23 protein-coding genes are annotated in these 15,735 nt (G+C 39.9%); 12 read left to right on the plus strand and 11 right to left on the minus strand.

Annotated elements, in window-relative coordinates:
* Positions 1 to 2: 2 nt before the first annotated feature.
* From ABIS04_RS16365 to ABIS04_RS16395, 7 genes are all read right to left on the minus strand, one after another.
* Positions 3 to 224 (minus strand): hypothetical protein, encoded by a 222-nt coding sequence (locus ABIS04_RS16365; protein ID WP_350431750.1) that lies wholly within the window; start codon positions 222 to 224, stop codon positions 3 to 5.
* Complete coding sequence (locus tag ABIS04_RS16370) at positions 214 to 957, minus strand: ATP-binding protein (RefSeq protein ID WP_350431751.1); 744 nt, start codon at positions 955 to 957, stop codon at positions 214 to 216. Before ABIS04_RS16370 ends, ABIS04_RS16365 begins: the two co-directional genes overlap by 11 nt.
* Positions 957 to 1,877: a replication protein gene (locus ABIS04_RS16375; protein ID WP_350431752.1), complete on the minus strand. Its 921-nt coding sequence runs from the start codon at positions 1,875 to 1,877 to the stop codon at positions 957 to 959. Before ABIS04_RS16375 ends, ABIS04_RS16370 begins: the two co-directional genes overlap by 1 nt.
* A gap of 60 nt (positions 1,878 to 1,937) precedes the next feature.
* Entirely contained in the window at positions 1,938 to 2,138 is a 201-nt protein-coding gene (locus ABIS04_RS16380) for a hypothetical protein (protein WP_350431753.1), read from the minus strand.
* A gap of 86 nt (positions 2,139 to 2,224) precedes the next feature.
* On the minus strand, positions 2,225 to 2,428 hold the full coding sequence (locus ABIS04_RS16385; RefSeq protein WP_350431754.1) for a hypothetical protein: 204 nt from the start codon (positions 2,426 to 2,428) through the stop codon (positions 2,225 to 2,227).
* 1 nt (position 2,429) lies between these two features.
* Complete coding sequence (locus tag ABIS04_RS16390) at positions 2,430 to 3,023, minus strand: toxin YdaT family protein (protein WP_011637117.1); 594 nt, start codon at positions 3,021 to 3,023, stop codon at positions 2,430 to 2,432.
* 26 nt (positions 3,024 to 3,049) lie between these two features.
* Complete coding sequence (locus tag ABIS04_RS16395) at positions 3,050 to 3,235, minus strand: Cro/CI family transcriptional regulator (protein ID WP_011637116.1); 186 nt, start codon at positions 3,233 to 3,235, stop codon at positions 3,050 to 3,052.
* Positions 3,236 to 3,352: 117 nt separating this feature from the next.
* On the opposite strand from ABIS04_RS16395, the gene ABIS04_RS16400 reads away from it, so the two are divergent.
* Entirely contained in the window at positions 3,353 to 4,045 is a 693-nt protein-coding gene (locus ABIS04_RS16400; RefSeq protein WP_350431756.1) for a helix-turn-helix transcriptional regulator, read from the plus strand.
* Positions 4,046 to 4,106: 61 nt separating this feature from the next.
* Here ABIS04_RS16400 and ABIS04_RS16405 read toward each other — a convergent pair whose 3' ends face one another.
* On the minus strand, positions 4,107 to 4,268 hold the full coding sequence (locus ABIS04_RS16405) for a zinc ribbon domain-containing protein (protein WP_350431757.1): 162 nt from the start codon (positions 4,266 to 4,268) through the stop codon (positions 4,107 to 4,109).
* Between the two features lie 154 nt (positions 4,269 to 4,422).
* Between ABIS04_RS16405 and ABIS04_RS16410 the strand changes: the two genes are divergently transcribed.
* The 8 genes from ABIS04_RS16410 to ABIS04_RS16445 all read left to right on the plus strand — a co-directional run bounded on the left by ABIS04_RS16410 (position 4,423) and on the right by ABIS04_RS16445 (position 7,139).
* A complete protein-coding gene (locus ABIS04_RS16410; RefSeq protein ID WP_350431758.1) occupies positions 4,423 to 4,746 on the plus strand; it encodes a hypothetical protein in 324 nt (107 codons plus the stop codon).
* The gene (locus ABIS04_RS16415) at positions 4,743 to 4,910 is read left to right on the plus strand and encodes a hypothetical protein (RefSeq protein ID WP_350431759.1); all 168 of its coding nucleotides are present in this window, start codon (positions 4,743 to 4,745) and stop codon (positions 4,908 to 4,910) included. The genes ABIS04_RS16410 and ABIS04_RS16415 overlap by 4 nt, the downstream gene beginning before the upstream one ends.
* Entirely contained in the window at positions 4,907 to 5,167 is a 261-nt protein-coding gene (locus ABIS04_RS16420) for a pyocin activator PrtN family protein (RefSeq protein ID WP_350431760.1), read from the plus strand. The genes ABIS04_RS16415 and ABIS04_RS16420 overlap by 4 nt, the downstream gene beginning before the upstream one ends.
* Before the next feature lie 24 nt (positions 5,168 to 5,191).
* Complete coding sequence (locus tag ABIS04_RS16425; protein WP_350431761.1) at positions 5,192 to 5,602, plus strand: hypothetical protein; 411 nt, start codon at positions 5,192 to 5,194, stop codon at positions 5,600 to 5,602.
* Between the two features lie 271 nt (positions 5,603 to 5,873).
* Positions 5,874 to 6,143 (plus strand): hypothetical protein, encoded by a 270-nt coding sequence (locus ABIS04_RS16430; protein ID WP_350431763.1) that lies wholly within the window; start codon positions 5,874 to 5,876, stop codon positions 6,141 to 6,143.
* Between the two features lie 13 nt (positions 6,144 to 6,156).
* Positions 6,157 to 6,483 (plus strand): hypothetical protein, encoded by a 327-nt coding sequence (locus tag ABIS04_RS16435; RefSeq protein ID WP_350431764.1) that lies wholly within the window; start codon positions 6,157 to 6,159, stop codon positions 6,481 to 6,483.
* Positions 6,480 to 6,740 carry a hypothetical protein gene (locus ABIS04_RS16440; RefSeq protein ID WP_350431765.1) on the plus strand — a complete coding sequence of 87 codons (261 nt, stop codon included), beginning with the start codon at positions 6,480 to 6,482 and terminating at the stop codon, positions 6,738 to 6,740. The genes ABIS04_RS16435 and ABIS04_RS16440 overlap by 4 nt, the downstream gene beginning before the upstream one ends.
* Positions 6,741 to 6,842: 102 nt before the next feature.
* Positions 6,843 to 7,139, plus strand: coding sequence for a hypothetical protein (locus tag ABIS04_RS16445; protein ID WP_350431766.1), 297 nt, complete (start codon positions 6,843 to 6,845; stop codon positions 7,137 to 7,139).
* A 7-nt stretch (positions 7,140 to 7,146) separates the two neighbouring features.
* Here ABIS04_RS16445 and ABIS04_RS16450 read toward each other — a convergent pair whose 3' ends face one another.
* The gene (locus tag ABIS04_RS16450; RefSeq protein WP_350431767.1) at positions 7,147 to 7,440 is read right to left on the minus strand and encodes a hypothetical protein; all 294 of its coding nucleotides are present in this window, start codon (positions 7,438 to 7,440) and stop codon (positions 7,147 to 7,149) included.
* Between the two features lie 1,370 nt (positions 7,441 to 8,810).
* Here ABIS04_RS16450 and ABIS04_RS16455 point away from each other — a divergent pair.
* On the plus strand, positions 8,811 to 9,734 hold the full coding sequence (locus ABIS04_RS16455) for a hypothetical protein (RefSeq protein WP_350431768.1): 924 nt from the start codon (positions 8,811 to 8,813) through the stop codon (positions 9,732 to 9,734).
* A 465-nt stretch (positions 9,735 to 10,199) separates the two neighbouring features.
* The gene (locus ABIS04_RS16460; protein ID WP_137225310.1) at positions 10,200 to 10,670 is read left to right on the plus strand and encodes a chemotaxis protein CheX; all 471 of its coding nucleotides are present in this window, start codon (positions 10,200 to 10,202) and stop codon (positions 10,668 to 10,670) included.
* Positions 10,671 to 10,720: 50 nt separating this feature from the next.
* On the opposite strand, the gene alr is transcribed toward ABIS04_RS16460, so the two are convergent.
* Both alr and dnaB read right to left on the minus strand, forming a co-directional pair.
* On the minus strand, positions 10,721 to 11,839 hold the full coding sequence (alr, locus tag ABIS04_RS16465; protein ID WP_350431769.1) for an alanine racemase: 1,119 nt from the start codon (positions 11,837 to 11,839) through the stop codon (positions 10,721 to 10,723).
* Between the two features lie 134 nt (positions 11,840 to 11,973).
* Positions 11,974 to 13,380, minus strand: a complete 1,407-nt coding sequence (gene dnaB / locus ABIS04_RS16470; protein WP_137225306.1) for a replicative DNA helicase — start codon at positions 13,378 to 13,380, stop codon at positions 11,974 to 11,976.
* Positions 13,381 to 13,509: 129 nt separating this feature from the next.
* Between dnaB and ABIS04_RS16475 the strand changes: the two genes are divergently transcribed.
* Positions 13,510 to 15,708: a S46 family peptidase gene (locus ABIS04_RS16475; RefSeq protein ID WP_350431770.1), complete on the plus strand. Its 2,199-nt coding sequence runs from the start codon at positions 13,510 to 13,512 to the stop codon at positions 15,706 to 15,708.
* The last annotated feature ends 27 nt before the right edge of the window (positions 15,709 to 15,735 follow it).

A 15,735-nucleotide genomic window follows, 5' to 3' on the forward strand; every position in this document is an offset into this window, starting at 1 on the left:
AATCACGCTACCAACCTGTATTCCCAAGCACTGCATTTATCACGACGGCGCTTTTGCTTAACCGACACTGGCAACTCGCGCCAACGGGCACTTAACGCGGTTTCGCTATCATGGACACCAAAGCGCTCAAAACACTGCTGCTGAATTTCATACAGGGTTAAAAAGCGATTACCTTTCAAAACACGACACAAGCGCTCTTTTTGGGTAGAAGGTTTATTGGTCATTAGAGCCTCCAACTCGCTTACCGCGATAACTTGGCCAACTAAAAAGAACACCTAAACCAACAGACTCTAAAACACGCCCGTAAGCACGTTCACCTAGCAATTCTTGTAATTCTGATTTCTTAAGGTTGGTGATAAACGAAGTTGGCTTATTGGCATATAATCTTTTATCAATAATTCGAGTTAGCCATAACACTTCGTCAACACTGCCACGCTGCAACCCAAGCTCGTCAATAATCAATAAATCCGGTCTTAGAAAATCATTTATTAATTTATCTTCTGAAATCGACGGATTCTTATAACTTTCACGCACCTTGGCCAGCAAATCCATCACGCTAAGCAAAACCACAAAATGGTTCTTTGATACAAGATCATTCACTATCGCGCTAGCCAAATGGTTCTTACCCGTTCCCGATGTGCCACTAAATAAAAAACCCTTAGCAACTGCAGAATATTCAATAAACTTTTCGCAATATTTTTGGGCCTTTTCAACCGCATCAAACTGGTCTTTACGATCACAAAAATAATTATCGAATCGACAAGCCAAAAAATGTGTATTCAATCCAGTTAAATTCATAAGTTTCTTGTTCTTACGGGCGATATGGTCTTTGTAAGCAGTCTCTTCTGACTTTCTTTTTAATTCAGCAATATGTTCACGAGTTGCAGGGTTCACACCAACTGGAGCATTCAAACGGGATAGCAGTTTTGATAATTCAGAGTTCATAGTTAACATCATTAAATCTCCATATTAAAATCGTCGGCATAGTCGGAATACTCGTTTACCTTCTCGTCATAAACCGGAATTTGTAAACTTTTACGCTGGTTGTTGGTCGCTGGGGTAGGCAATGGGGTTAACCATGTTTTGTTGCGGATAAACTTAGTTACACCCAATACAAACTGGCCGTTAGCACTAATGCCCCAGTTGGAGTCTCGCTGCGCTGCTAGAGCTAACCAATCGATTGCAGCTTCACAATCCTGGTCAGTCAGTTTTTCAGACTTCCATGCTGCCCAGGCTGCTGAATCCGAACCGCCTTTTCTGTGACTTGGGTATTGCTTAAAAAAAGCATTAAATGAAGATTTAGCACATATTTCTTTTTGTCTTTCTTTTGTATTAATGTCTTTCTTTTGTGGGGGTCTAGATTGACATGGTTTGTTGTCTAAACTGACAGTCTCACAGTCTAAATTGACAGGTTTTACTGTCTGTTTAGACATTGATTGATTGCTGTCTAAACTGACAGTTTTATTGCTTATCGGCTTATCTAACCAACCAGAAATAACAGTATTAATGCCGATTTTCTTGCCTTCTTTTAACAGAATGTTGCGCTTAATTAACGCACCAACAACGCGAGAAACATTGTTTGAATCAATCGCTGTCATTTCCTGAATCTGGCTATACGATATCCAATCAACAGGCTTACCAAAGCCATAAGTACGACGCATGACAGAAAACAACACACGGCTTTCTCTATCACTAAGCTTGGTTAAACAAAGGGAATCCACCAATGTATTAGACAGCCTTAAATAACCATCATCTAAATCAGCTTTCACAATAACCCCCTGTTTACTGACACCAACTACACCATCAACAGGCTTAAACGGCACGATGTTGCTATTTTCAACATCATTGACGTTATCTGTATATTTTCGTAACATCATCAAACCTCTCTTCGTAGGTATTAACCCCGTGCTCAGGTCGCCAAACTTAAGCGGGGTTTCTTATATCTGAACGTTAAACAACTCAACACGACAACCCGCGTTAAACAAACAATCCGCAATGCCAGTTGAACTATTCGTTGGGCATGTTCTTACCACTGCAGCAATTGCATTAATCTGCTGATCACGCTCAATACGCTCAAATTCTTGTTTTTCTTCTTCGGTTTCAATTAACACTAAATTGTTATCACTTAACTGAGTCATTGCACTTAGCCCCTTTAAACATAAAACAAAACGCAATAGTCAAAATCACTGCAAAACCTAACCAACCCAACATAAATGACCACATATCAACCTCGTTTACGCATCTGCACACTGCGCTGTAAGCGTTCATAGTCATCACGACAATCTGCATCACAAAAGCGTTCTACCGTCGGTGACTCGCAATAAAAACAACGCCCCGTTAATGGCGGTAAAATCCGTTTCGCCTTGGTTAATTCACTGGCTAAATGCAGTTCAGCTATTTTGTTAGCTTCATCAACGTTATCAGCCATGCTAACCAGCCGACTTAAGTGATTTATTGGTTAAATAAGGGAACTTACGCTCAAGTACATCCAAAGACATTGATGTTACCCCGCGTGATTCACGTAGTTCGCGGTAAGCAGTTTCAACTTGATGACGGCTTGGGTTAATGCCTAAACGAATAACAGCCACCTGTGCATCGCAGTTTTCTTTGGTTAACGTTGCCGCCATATCATCTGCACTTAACGACATAGCATCACTCACATGGTCAACAACAACGGTCACGCCAACCATGCCGTAAACATCGTTTAAATACCCAATGCGCAATTCAACTGGCATAGCTGCCAATATTGCCTGCTCAACATAAAACAAACGCTCCGGTACCGCGTTTTGGTCTGCATACTGCCCAAGCCAACGGAAAATCTTTTGCGCATTAACTCGAGCATCGTTGTAAATATCATCCGAGTAGGTAAACGCAATCCCCTCTTTAGCCAATACAGTCGCCAACTTTAAATCATCAACCGCCTGCACTACCGCAGTGGCCAACGCCGACCGACTAACCTTGGGTAATTCAAGCCACGTATTAATGGCTTTCATCAATAAATCTAAACGTGATCTTTGTTTCATGCTTTTCTCCCTGCTTACTATTAAAATTAAACTGCTTGCTTGATCTGCGGGTTACCAACTTTAAGTTTCCCGTTTGTAATCACTTGAATTTGATAAGCTCTAAGTAATGGAACGGTATCCCCCCACTTTGAAATTGCAGGCTGTGAAACATCAAGAACCTTAGCTAAACGACCCTGACCTCCAAAGTGAGCAATAACATCAGCTGTCTTCATAAGAACTCCAATGAATTAATAACAAAACCCATAATATAACCAAAGTTAATTAACCGCAACCAATAAAAATAACTTTAGTTAGTATCGAGTTTATAACTTAGGTAATACAATTAACTTATGAAAACACTTGCCCAAAACCTCCAAGAAAAACTAAAGGCTTCTGGATTAACACAGAAGGAATTAGCCGAACGCGCCAACATCTCTCAGGTAATGGTGCATAAACTTATTTCAGGCAAAGCAAAAGAGTCCTCTAAGTTAGTGGCTATCGCGAATGTGTTAGGAACAACCGCAGAAGAGTTAATTACAGGAAAGACAAGAGCTTCAGTTGAAGCCAACGCCGAATGGGCTGGCCCAATGGAAACATGGGATAACAAAACCACATTAAGTGATGATGAAGTAGAGATACCGTTTTATATGGATGTAGAATTAGCCGCAGGACTCGGCATACCAGAAATGCCTCATTTTCACGGGCCTAAATTACGCTTTGCAAAATCGACCTTACGAAAATCAAACGTAGACCCAACCAACGCAGCTTGCGTCCGTGTGAGTGGCAACAGCATGGAACCAGTTTTGCCCAACGGTTCAACTGTGGGGGTAGACACATCACAAACAGATGTGACCGACGGCAAAATGTACGCAATCAACCACGATGGAATGTTACGCATTAAAACATTATACAAACTACCAGGTGGCGGTTTACGGCTGCGCAGCTTCAATTTAGATGAATGGCCAGATGAACGATACGAAACAGAAGATATAAAACACATCACAGTAATAGGGAAAGTATTTTGGTATTCGGTACTTCTCTGATAACTTGAAATAGATTTTTATGAATTATAAATTAAGCCCAGAATTCAATCTGGGCTTTTTATTAACCATTCATGGCCATTACGCCAAAAAACACAACTAATCCCAAAACTACAAACCAAATCACCCCAGATGAAATATGATCACGACTCTTGCCACAATGTGGGCAGACCTTGGCTGCACTGCTTTTTTCTTTACCACATTCATCACACTTTACTAACGCCATAAACCCTCCTTAGTTCAATTGGTTATTTATACCACCATCCCAAATGCAGATCATTAAAAAGCCTACTTTCAAAAAAACAATTAACCAAAGTTATTGACGAATTAATTAACCAGGGTTATATTCGGTTCGTAGCTAATTAACCGAGGACGGCAAAATGATACTGACTAACACACCAAAAACAGACAAAGAACGCGCTGAACACTTCCACCTTGTTAGCATTCGTTTTGCCTGTTTACTCACCACCAAACCAGACCCAATGGAATGCCCACGAGTACAACAGCGCATCGAAAAGCTAGAACGCCAACTCATGGCATGCAACCCAAGCCTGCTATTCATCAAGCAGTTTGAAGACCGAGCAGGTGAAATCGGCAGTGAACTAGCAATGCGTTACAACTACAAAACAGGCCACATCACCCTATGGCGCAACACGCCACTGCACCAAAGCGGCACAGTATTTCAGCTAAGGGCAAGTATATGAGCGCCGCAACCGAATACTGCGACCGTGAAATAGCAGATTACCAAGCCATGCTGAATGAATACCCAAATGAAGCTTTTGCGCTTAATCGCATAATTAACGGCTGGAAACGCGCAAAAAAACAAATACAAGCCCGCATCGAACAAGATGCCAAGGAAAACCAATGAACACTGCATTTTTACTCATGGCCCAGTTCAACAAAGCCGTCATCCCACTAGAAGACATTTGTAATGAGTTTTTTGGGCTATCAAAGGGTGTCGCCAAGAACTACGCCAAAGCAGGCAAGTTGCCCATACCTGCTTTTCGAACAGGTAAAAGCAACAAATCGGTTTGGATGATAAACGTAACCGACCTAGCTGAATACCTAGACCAGTTACGCGACCAAGCCAAAAAAGACCACATTCACAGCACAAAAGCAGCTTAAGCCTAACAATCGAAGCGAGTAGCGATGATGAACCAGCTAACCCCAAAACAGATTACAGCAAGAGCGTATTACCGCGAAAACCGTGAATACATACTCGCTCGTTGCCGCGCTAAATACCACGAATCAGTAGGTAATAATGTGCCTGATTTTGTTTCAAAAAAAGTAATGAACAAAAAGCCGCAACCAGTCTCACCAGCGCCAAAAGTAATTGAACAGCCAAAGCAATTTTCCAAAGCCGATATTGAATGGGACGGACAGTTAAAAGGTCCTGGAACATTTAATGGCGTTATTAATGATGGTAATGAATTTAAAGACCGAAAAACAATTAATAAAGCCATTAGTGATCAAGGCAAAGCGAAAGCAGCTGCACGCCGTAAAACAGAAGATATGAAACTGGCCCGTGAACTGGGCTTGAGCTTAGAGGATTTGGCATGAAATACCTAATCCCAGGCGGAGAATCAGCCGAACGTCTGTAACTGCTATTGCGATTCACCAAAATCAGTTCACCACAAATAATCGCAGCACTTAACGTCTACTTTGTTGTAGGGCACAAAGAAAAGCTATCAGCAATACGCAATGGCGTAAAAGAAAGCAACTTATCACGGGCAATCAACACGCTTGAAGAAGCGGCCCACAACGCCGAATTCTCAAAGAATATGATTGGGTAAAGTTTGGCTATAAGTTTGAACCTAGCGAGGTTGCATAAATGGAAGTCGTCAGCGAAACAATGCCAATAGCCAGAAAACAATACGATTGCATGGCTAGCGAATGGGTAATGAATAATTATGGTGATTATAACTTTACGTTTTCAGAGCTTAGAACTATCGCTAAAGCCAAAAATAACGGCTTCAAAATTATTCCTGGTCAACAATATATAAAACAGTTTAATCGTGATTGCGGTGATGTGTGGACCTATCGCGCAATACCTGAAATGCATCAAATCTGCATTGTCCATGGAACATACGATAACTGTTAAGGAATAGACATAAATGAAAAATAAAGCAGCGTTTAAACATATCTTAAGCCACTATCGCCACCAAAAATATGGGCTGTCATTCGCGGTCTACATGAGCGACCAAATCAAAGTGGCTATTATACTAGGCGCATTAGATTGCCTTTACTGGCAGGCATTAGGTAATGGGTTAACCAATTTTGCAAAAGGCATAAGGCGAACCATCACCCACTCTTACCGTTTTCACCAGGTGCGCTTGCCGTGTCATCCACTGGAAATCAAAGGCAGCATTGAAACCCGTCCAGATAACTCTGAACCTGGCACGCAAATCGACATAGAAGACATAATCAGAGGTGCAGCATGAGCAAACCAGTAAAAACATTCAGCACCAAACAAGGTGTAGTGACCTTGTCAGCGCCGTTTTTCACGCTAATGCATGACCAGCAACAAGTAGAAGTGACCTATAAGCGCAACAATTACAGCGGTTGGGGGATGTGCAAAACGTGCAACGCTATTGAAATTAGCAACTTCACCCAAGGTGATGCAGAGCTATTTGCCTGCACCGCCGATTCAAAACTTCGCTTACAGGGTATGCCGCGTGAAACAGTCAGAAATAATTAAACAAGCACTGCACCAATGGTATGCCCTGCCGCGTGATCAGGTGGGTTCATGCCAACAATACATGAAAACGCTAGCCGAAAAGCTGGTTAAGGAAGGTAACTAATGAGTGCGGCTATTGATATAAATGCAGAACTAATCGAACACTATTATACTAACGAGCACCTAAGTGGTGATCAAGTTGCTGCGAAACTTGGTTTAAGCCAATACCAGGTAAAAAAATATCTATCACAAAAAGGACTTGCTCGAACACGCAAAGAAGCAACATCAAAAGCCGCGCGCACATTAAGACAAAAAGCGGCTAACAATGCATTGAGCGCATACGATATACAAGAGTTGAGGGAGTGCAGAGCCTCAACACTCGCATTATCGATAATGCATAAACCTCAACAATGGGTTTAAATGGTTTTCATCCTCGGATTTGCTTGTCAATCGAACGAGAAAATCCGATGAAATACCCCAAATTATTTGGCTCTTCTAAATTTATCCCAAGTAAAATATCACTCAACTGCACCGCAAATTCAGGATGCTTCCGCACCACATCAACATAACGTTCACCCATCACCAGTCCCACATTTTCAGCACTGCGATAGTCATTAGCATCTGATAAACACCAAGCACAAAATCCTTTGTCGTAAAACTTTAAAAACGGCAATAAACCTTCAATTTGCTTAATACCCTTCATTTGTTCTAAACTAATCATTGAAAATACCCTCTCTCAAAATAGGTTGTTTTCCAAGCCATGATTGTTAGCGCAATCATGGCTTAGTTTTTTCAAAGTAAATCAGCTTTTATTCCCCTCTTCAATTTGAAACTTGCTATTAGCAAGAAGTTAAGATTTATTCGATATTTTCTCATCAAATTATGTTTTCAGTGAAAACAATTTAACTTATTAAAATCATATATGCAACCAAGCTAAAACACATAATATAATGATAAATAAGTGAAATTTTACATTTGCAATGATAAACAAGTGAAAAACTTACTTTTCAAGTACCTTAAAAGTAAATTAGTAACACTGAAATTGATTCAGTGTTACTAATTATTTTTGAATAGGGTTTAATGTATTTCTACAACATTAAATAGCTAAAATTACGTACTTATTTTTTTTCTAGATGACTAAACTACATTGAGAGTTATTAAACAAAAATGGCTGTAAAAAGGAAAAATGTGGGGAAATATGCATCAACACTGAAAATAATTTAAAAAATGCGTTTAACAGCTCAAAAAACAATCTATCAGGGGTGTTTTTATTTTCAGTGAAAACTTTTTGCATATCGTTGGAGGGTATAGAAAGTGATTACACAGGTTACATGAAAGGAAATATTTACGAGGGTTATTCAGGTATCCAAAAATACTAAAATATTAACGAGGAACCCAATAGGAATCCAAGCAAATGCACTAAACATAAAAATCAATAGCTTATATAAAAATCCAACCTATCCAACATGGGCGCTATGGAAAAGGTGCGATCTACCGTATCTATTGGTGTAGCTAGCTTTGGCGTTGTATTCACTGAATTATTTATACTCATCATTTGCGGTATTGATTCACCGTATTAGGTGCATTTTGGGTAATCGTTGTTGCACAAGGAGCCAGTAAAGAAGTCATAAATCAGCTTAATACGACTGGACAGTCCTAAATAGTGAGTAATTATATCATTAACCCGTCATTGAGAAACAAGTGTCTACTGATTTAAGGAAAGATCAAACAATGGCGATTAAGCTCAATTACTCTCAATTTACTGTTATCCAAAACCACAGCCAAAAAGTGAAATTGTCAGCTAGAATCCTTATCTCAGTCATTTAATTTAAAATCAATAACTTAAATAAACTAAACGCCCCCTGCATCGGCACAATGAAAAAGTGCGTTCAAGTGTATCTATTCGTGAGTCTAGCTTTAGTATGCCTTTTGTTACATTGATCAGAGAACTTCTATTAAAAGGTTGATACTCATATAAAGCCAAACTATTGTAAATATGTTCACACAGGTGTTTTTTTAGTATTGGTCAGAAATCCTCAGGCTAAAATAAGCGCACTCCAAATACATTTTTATATTGTAAAGAGCTGATTTATGGATGATTTAAAGCGCTTTTTCTTGTTTTTCAACCTTCTTTTATTTGGAGTGTTAACTAGCATCTCCAACGCTTACGCAAATGATCAATTTATTATTAATAACTCAGAATCCGAATTGGATAATCGATATCAATATCCCTATGACCTTTTAGCATTAGTGATTGAAGCAACAAAAGTTGATTTTGGCGAAGCATCTTTAACAGTGTCCAGTATGATAATGAGCCGCAATCGTACATTCAGGGCATTAAAAGATGGCCACACTATCAATGTTATCGCTGAAGCCTCAAAGTTAGAGTGGGATGAACAGCTTATACCAATAAAAATCCCCATTCGAAAAGGCATTCAGGGGTTTAGGATTTTTATTATTAAACAGGAAAATGCAGCGACATTAGCCAATATCACCACATTAGCGCAGTTAACCTCTCTTAATACCGGCTCTGGTAGCCAATGGTCTACTAAAGTTGCCATGCAAAAAGCGGGATTTAAGGTTGTAGAAAGTACTGAATATAATAGTTTATTTAATATGTTATCCAAGGAACGTTTTATCACCTTTGGACGTGGTGTTAATGAGGTTTTTCAAGAAATTGAACTATTTAAACAGCATTATCCCGAGTTAGTTGTTGATGAACATCTTATGCTCAATATTCCGTTGGCGACATATTATTATGTGTCACCGGACAAGCCTAGGTTAGCCCAGAGAATACAAGTTGGTCTTCAGAGAATTATCGAGAGTGGTCAGTTTGATCAGTTATTTTATCAATATCACTGTACTTATTTGATAAAAAGTAAGTTGAATCAAAGACTCATTTTTAAAATCGATAACCCGTTTATTTCAGAATCAGACATGACGACGATCGTGGGCAATGATTTTCTTCTCAACCCAAGAGATGACTTTTCAAACTTGTGTAGTCAGTATCTTTAAATCAGCCATTAAAGCCTACCCCCCCACGGACTTAACTTTCCGTCGAGCCACAATTCAATATGCTATGTGTTGCATAAGAAAACGACAATCAATATTGACGACTTTATGTTCAACTATGTTGATGTCCACTCACATCGAGTGCTTATTTGAAGGTGTAACCCATTGGTTCAAGACAATATTTGGCATCATAAATTTACAATGTAAGCGACTGATACTCATGTTTTTAAGCTTAAATAGACTAAAGTAAACTGACGGCTAATTTTATATTGTTTATACTAAACCACTGGATAAAAACATTTTTATCCTTGTTAGTAGTTTCAATTTCATTTTTGTGTTCTAAGCTTAAACCTCTATTTGACATTGCTGATATAGTAGCAATTTACACTTATTAGCTAGAATGATGGCAAGCTTATGCTCTAGTTGAATTATCGCCACTTTTTTGAATGTAAGAGGATCGCTTAACCTATGAAAGTTGAATTCATTAATCCATTCCTTGTTTCTTTAATCAATGTTATTTCGACCATGGCAACAATGGATTTAAAACCCGGTAAACCACAGTTGAAAAACCATGACCTTGCTAAAGGTGACGTATCCGGTTTAATTGGTATGGTTGGCCCAACAACCCGCGGATCGCTTTCAATTACCTTTGAAAAAAAATTGATTCTCGAAATTATGAATAAGATGCTGGGTGAAGAACCTGGATTTATCAACGATGAAGTGACTGATTTAGTTGGGGAAATAACCAACATGGTCACTGGCGGCGCTAAAAATTTATTAAGCGAAAAAGGTTATGATTTTGATATGGCGACACCAGCTGTGGTGTCGGGGAAAAATCATACTATTTCTCATAAGGCACAAGGTAAGAAAATCATGATGCCGTTTACTCATGAATACGGCAATGCCTTTATTGAAATTTGCTTTGAGGATATAAAATAGCCAAAACTAAAATGTCCAATAGGCATTAAGCACTAAAAATAGTGGGGTGGTTACTCAAGCAGCTCAACCACCACACGAGGGGTTAATTTAGTCACTAACTCATAAGCAATAGTGCCAATATATTCGGCTACTTCTTCTACTGCGAGAGCTTTACCCCATAACTGAACATTATCCCCTACTTTGTCTGCTGCATTGGCACCTAAGTCGACCGTTAACATATCCATCGATATTCGACCCACTATTGGCACACGGCGACCGTTAATCCACACGGGGGTGCCTTCTGGTGCATTGCGTGGATAACCATCACCATAACCAATGGCCACGACGCCTAACCGAGTGTCTTGTTTCGCGGTCCAGAAAGCGCCGTAGCCGACACTATCACCGGCTTTGTGCTCACGTACAGCAATTAAATTAGACACTAACTCCATTGCTGGAATTAATCGGTGATTAACACCTCTATCACCTACAACCGGAGATACACCATAAAGCGCAATACCGGGTCTTATCCAATCAGCTTGGCTTGATGGCCAAAATAATGTCCCGGCAGAATTAGCTAAGGTGCGATCCCCTTCTAAGCCTTTAATCCGTTGCTCAAAGGCGTCCATTTGCGTTTGAGTAAGGCTATTATCGGGTTCGTCAGCACAGGCAAAATGGGTCATTAAATGAATCGGTTTAGCCACTTGCGGACAGACCAATAAACGCTGATAAATACTGTCAAACTGATCCAAGGTAAAGCCGATACGATGCATACCCGTATCGATTTTTATCCATACGGTTACTGGCTTCTCAAGCTTTATGGTTTCAAGCATCTGCAGTTGTGACTCATGATGAACTACAGTATCAATATTATGACTAACCAGTGTCGGTAAGTCCGACTGACGGAAGAACCCCTCTAATAATAAAAGCTTACCTTTTACCCCGCCGTCTCTAAGTTGTAATGCCTCTTCAAGCCGTGCTAATCCAAAACCATCGGCGCTACCACTGTGCATGCCAACCGTTTCAGAGGCATTTAATAACCCAACACTTTCAGCAACATTCAATAACCCATGGCCATAACCATTAGCTTTAACAACCGCCATAACTTTGCTATTAGGAGCAATAAGACGTAATTGCACTAAATTACTTTGTAAGGCAGAACGACTTATTTCTGCGCGAGGAAAAGGTTTCAATGAATGGCCTTAATTAAATAATATGATAAACCGTATAATTAGTTGTGCTTCTTAACAAAATCGACAGCATCAATTGAATGGCATCATTAATGTAAATGAAATCCAGTAATAAATTAATTCAACCTAATCAATTATTAATCTTCTTCAAACTGCGGCCCAGCATAATTATCAAAACGAGAAAATTGACCTTGGAATACTAGCCTAATACGACCAATAGGCCCGTTACGTTGCTTACCAATAATGATTTCAGCGGTGCCTTTATCTTCTGAGGTGTCGTTATACACTTCGTCACGATAAATAAACATGATCAAATCCGCATCTTGCTCAATCGCACCAGATTCACGCAAGTCAGAGTTAATTGGGCGTTTATCCGCTCGTTGCTCTAGCGAGCGGTTAAGCTGCGACAACGCAATAACTGGCACTTCTAATTCTTTAGCTAAGGCTTTTAATGAGCGAGAGATTTCTGAAATTTCTAAAGTACGATTGTCTTTTAGCGCCGGCACTTGCATTAATTGTAAGTAATCGATCATGATCATTGATAACCCGCCATGCTCGCGGGCAATACGTCTGGCTCGACTACGTACGTCTGTTGGGGTTAAACCTGAGCCATCATCAATATACATTTTACCTTGTTCAAGCATAATGCCCATGGTCGATGAAACGCGCGCCCAATCTTCATCATCTAGCTGACCAGTACGAATTCTGGTTTGGTCAACCCGACCCAGCGACGCCAACATACGCATCATGATCTGTTCAGAGGGCATCTCGAGGCTAAAAATAAGCACTGGCTTATCTTCATTCATCGCGGCTTGTTCACACAAGTTCATCGCGAAGGTGGTTTTACCCATAGAAGGACGAGCAGCAACAATAATTAAGTCTCCAGACTGAAAACCTGCGGTCATTTTATCTAAATCATTAAAACCACTTGATACACCAGTAACCCCGTTATGAGGATTATTATAGAGCTGTTCAATCCTATCAACGGTTTTTTCAAGAATGCTTTTAATGTTTTCAGGGCCTTCATTGGCATTGGTTCGCATTTCTGCAATTTTAAATACTTTGGTTTCGGCTAAATCTAATAAAGAACTTGAATCTCGCCCTTCAGGGTTATAACCCGCATCGGCGATTTCATGGGCAACGGCAATCATGTCACGCACTACGGCACGTTCACGTACAATATCTGCGTAAGATAAAATATTACCGGCACTTGGGGTGTTTTTAGCAATTTCGCCAAGGTAAGCAAAGCCGCCAGCATCGTCTAGTTGATCTTCAATTTCGAGTTGTTCAGATACAGTGATTAAATCCAGCGGTTGACCCGATTCCATTAAACGCTGCATTGCGGCGAAAATCATTCGATGAGAACGAGAATAAAAGTCTTCTGACACAACCGCTTCAGAAACACGGTCCCACGCTTCAGCATCTAACATTAATCCACCTAACACGGATTGTTCAGCTTCAATAGAATGAGGTGGCAATTTTAATGCATTTACTTCTACATCTTTTTGCCTGTTTCTTGATTTAAAAGCACCTTGCTGTGACATTAACACTCCCAATTTCCAACGACTTTATAAAATATGGTATAACACCGTGGTCAAGCTTAATTTACCGTTATAACAAATAGAGATAACGATTTGTCAAACGGAACAAAAATAATAATTTAAGGAAAATACATGCGTATCGCACTTGTTGCAGCACTTGTGCTGACCTCTAGCTTCGCCTTTGCCGATGAAGGCCAATGGCAACCGTACCAAATGCCATCTATTGCAGATAAACTCACCCAACGAGGTATCGATATTCCGGCATCACAACTGGCAGATTTAGGACAATATCCAATGAATGCCGTTGTCAGTTTGGGCTATTGTACCGCCAGTTTTGTATCCCCCCAAGGCCTAGTTGTCACAAACCATCATTGTGCTTATCGCGGCATACAATATAACAGCAAAAAAGAGCATAATTACCTCGAAAATGGCTTTTTAGCAAACACCCAAGCAGAAGAACCTTCGGCAGGGCCAAACGAACGCTTATACATTACTGAAAAAGTTACTAATGTGACCAATCAAGTTATGGCAAACTTAAGCAATGACCCCTTGGCGCGCTTTGAAGGCATTGAAACCAACAGCAAAGCATTAATAAAAATCTGCGAAGCCGATGACAACTACCGTTGTTCGGTTAACAGTTTTCATCATGGCTTAGAATATTACCTCACTAAACAGCTCATTATTCGTGATGTTCGCTTAGTTTACGCACCACCTGAAAGTGTTGGTGGATTTGGTGGTGATATTGATAATTACGAATACCCACGTCATTCAGGTGATTTTACTTTTTTACGCGCTTATGTTGGTAAAGATGGTAAACCCGCCACCTATTCTGAAGACAACGTCCCTTATACCCCAAAAAGCTATCTAAAAATTAATGCCGATGGCGTTAAAGCTGGCGACGGTATTTTTGTAGCGGGTTTTCCTGGTTCAACCAGTCGTTATAACTTAACCAGTGAACTACAGTTTGCCAACGATTGGCTTTATCCAACTTATGCTAAACGGTATCAATTACAAATTGATACGATAACCTTAATGGGTGAAATGGATAAAGATATCGCGATTAAGTATGCCGGTACTATGGCATCAATGGCTAATCGGATGAAAAAGATCAATGGCTTACTCGATGGTTTTAAAGCAACTGATATCGTTGGGATTAAACAACAGCGAGAAAATGACTTTCTGGCTTGGTTAAAAAAAGATCCTAACGCCAATCTTAAATTAATTAATAACTTAGAGGCCTTATTAGCAGAGCAGCACACTCAAGTGCAAACTAATTATTATTTTAAAAATGCACAATCGAGCGTGTTATTAACAGCTGCCAGTAAGTTATATCGCTTAGCTAAAGAAAAGCAAAAGCCTGATGAACAACGAGAAACAGGTTTTCAGCAACGCGACATGAAGATGTTTAAATCGGCATTAAAACGTATTGATAGAAGTTTTGATCCTGCAGTTGATAAAATCCTTTGGTTACAAGACCTACAAGCCTATGCTAGCCAGCCACTTAAAACAGAAGTGTTTGATAATGCATTAAGTAGCGCACATAGTTTTGAAGAGTTAGAAGCGAAGGTGGAAGGTCTGTATGCGTTAACAGAGCTAACCGATCAAGCAAAACGCCTTGACTGGATGAACAAAACAGCGCAAGAGTTTGAAACCAGTGAAGACCCATTCATTCGTTTAGCTGTTGCTATTCATGACACCAACATGACACTAGAGAAAAGTGAAAAGTTACTCGAAGGCAAGTTGTCATCAGTTCGCCCTGAATACATGAAAGCCATTATTAACTATTACAAGTCTAACAATTGGCCAGTATACCCAGATGCAAACCGCACTCTGCGTATTACCTATGGCATGGTTGATGGCTATCAATCAAAAGATGCTCTATATAAGCAACCATTTACGCGCTTAGAAGGCATTTTAGCTAAAAATACTGGTGAAGAACCATACAATGCTCCAGCTAAGTTATTAGCCGCAATTAAAGCAAATGATTACGGAAAGCACAGAGTCGCGACGGTATATCAACAACCTAGCACTTGGGTGTGTAAGTTGATGTCATGCTTAGACAAGCCTGCCGACTTTAACTCTGTACCCGTTAACTTTCTATCAAGTGCGGATACAACGGGCGGTAACTCAGGTTCACCTGTGTTTAATGGCAAAGGCGAGTTAGTGGGTCTTAACTTCGACTCTACTTACGAAGCCATCACTAAAGATTGGTTCTTTAACCCAACTATTACCCGAGCAGTGCATGTTGATATTCGTTATATTTTGTGGATGATGGATCAAGTTGATCATGCCGACAACTTAATCAAAGAGTTAGATTTAGTTAGAAACTAATTAACACCTTAATGAATAATACCTAGC

Source organism: Shewanella sp. H8, from assembly GCF_040285065.1.
Lineage (GTDB): Bacteria > Pseudomonadota > Gammaproteobacteria > Enterobacterales > Shewanellaceae > Shewanella > Shewanella polaris.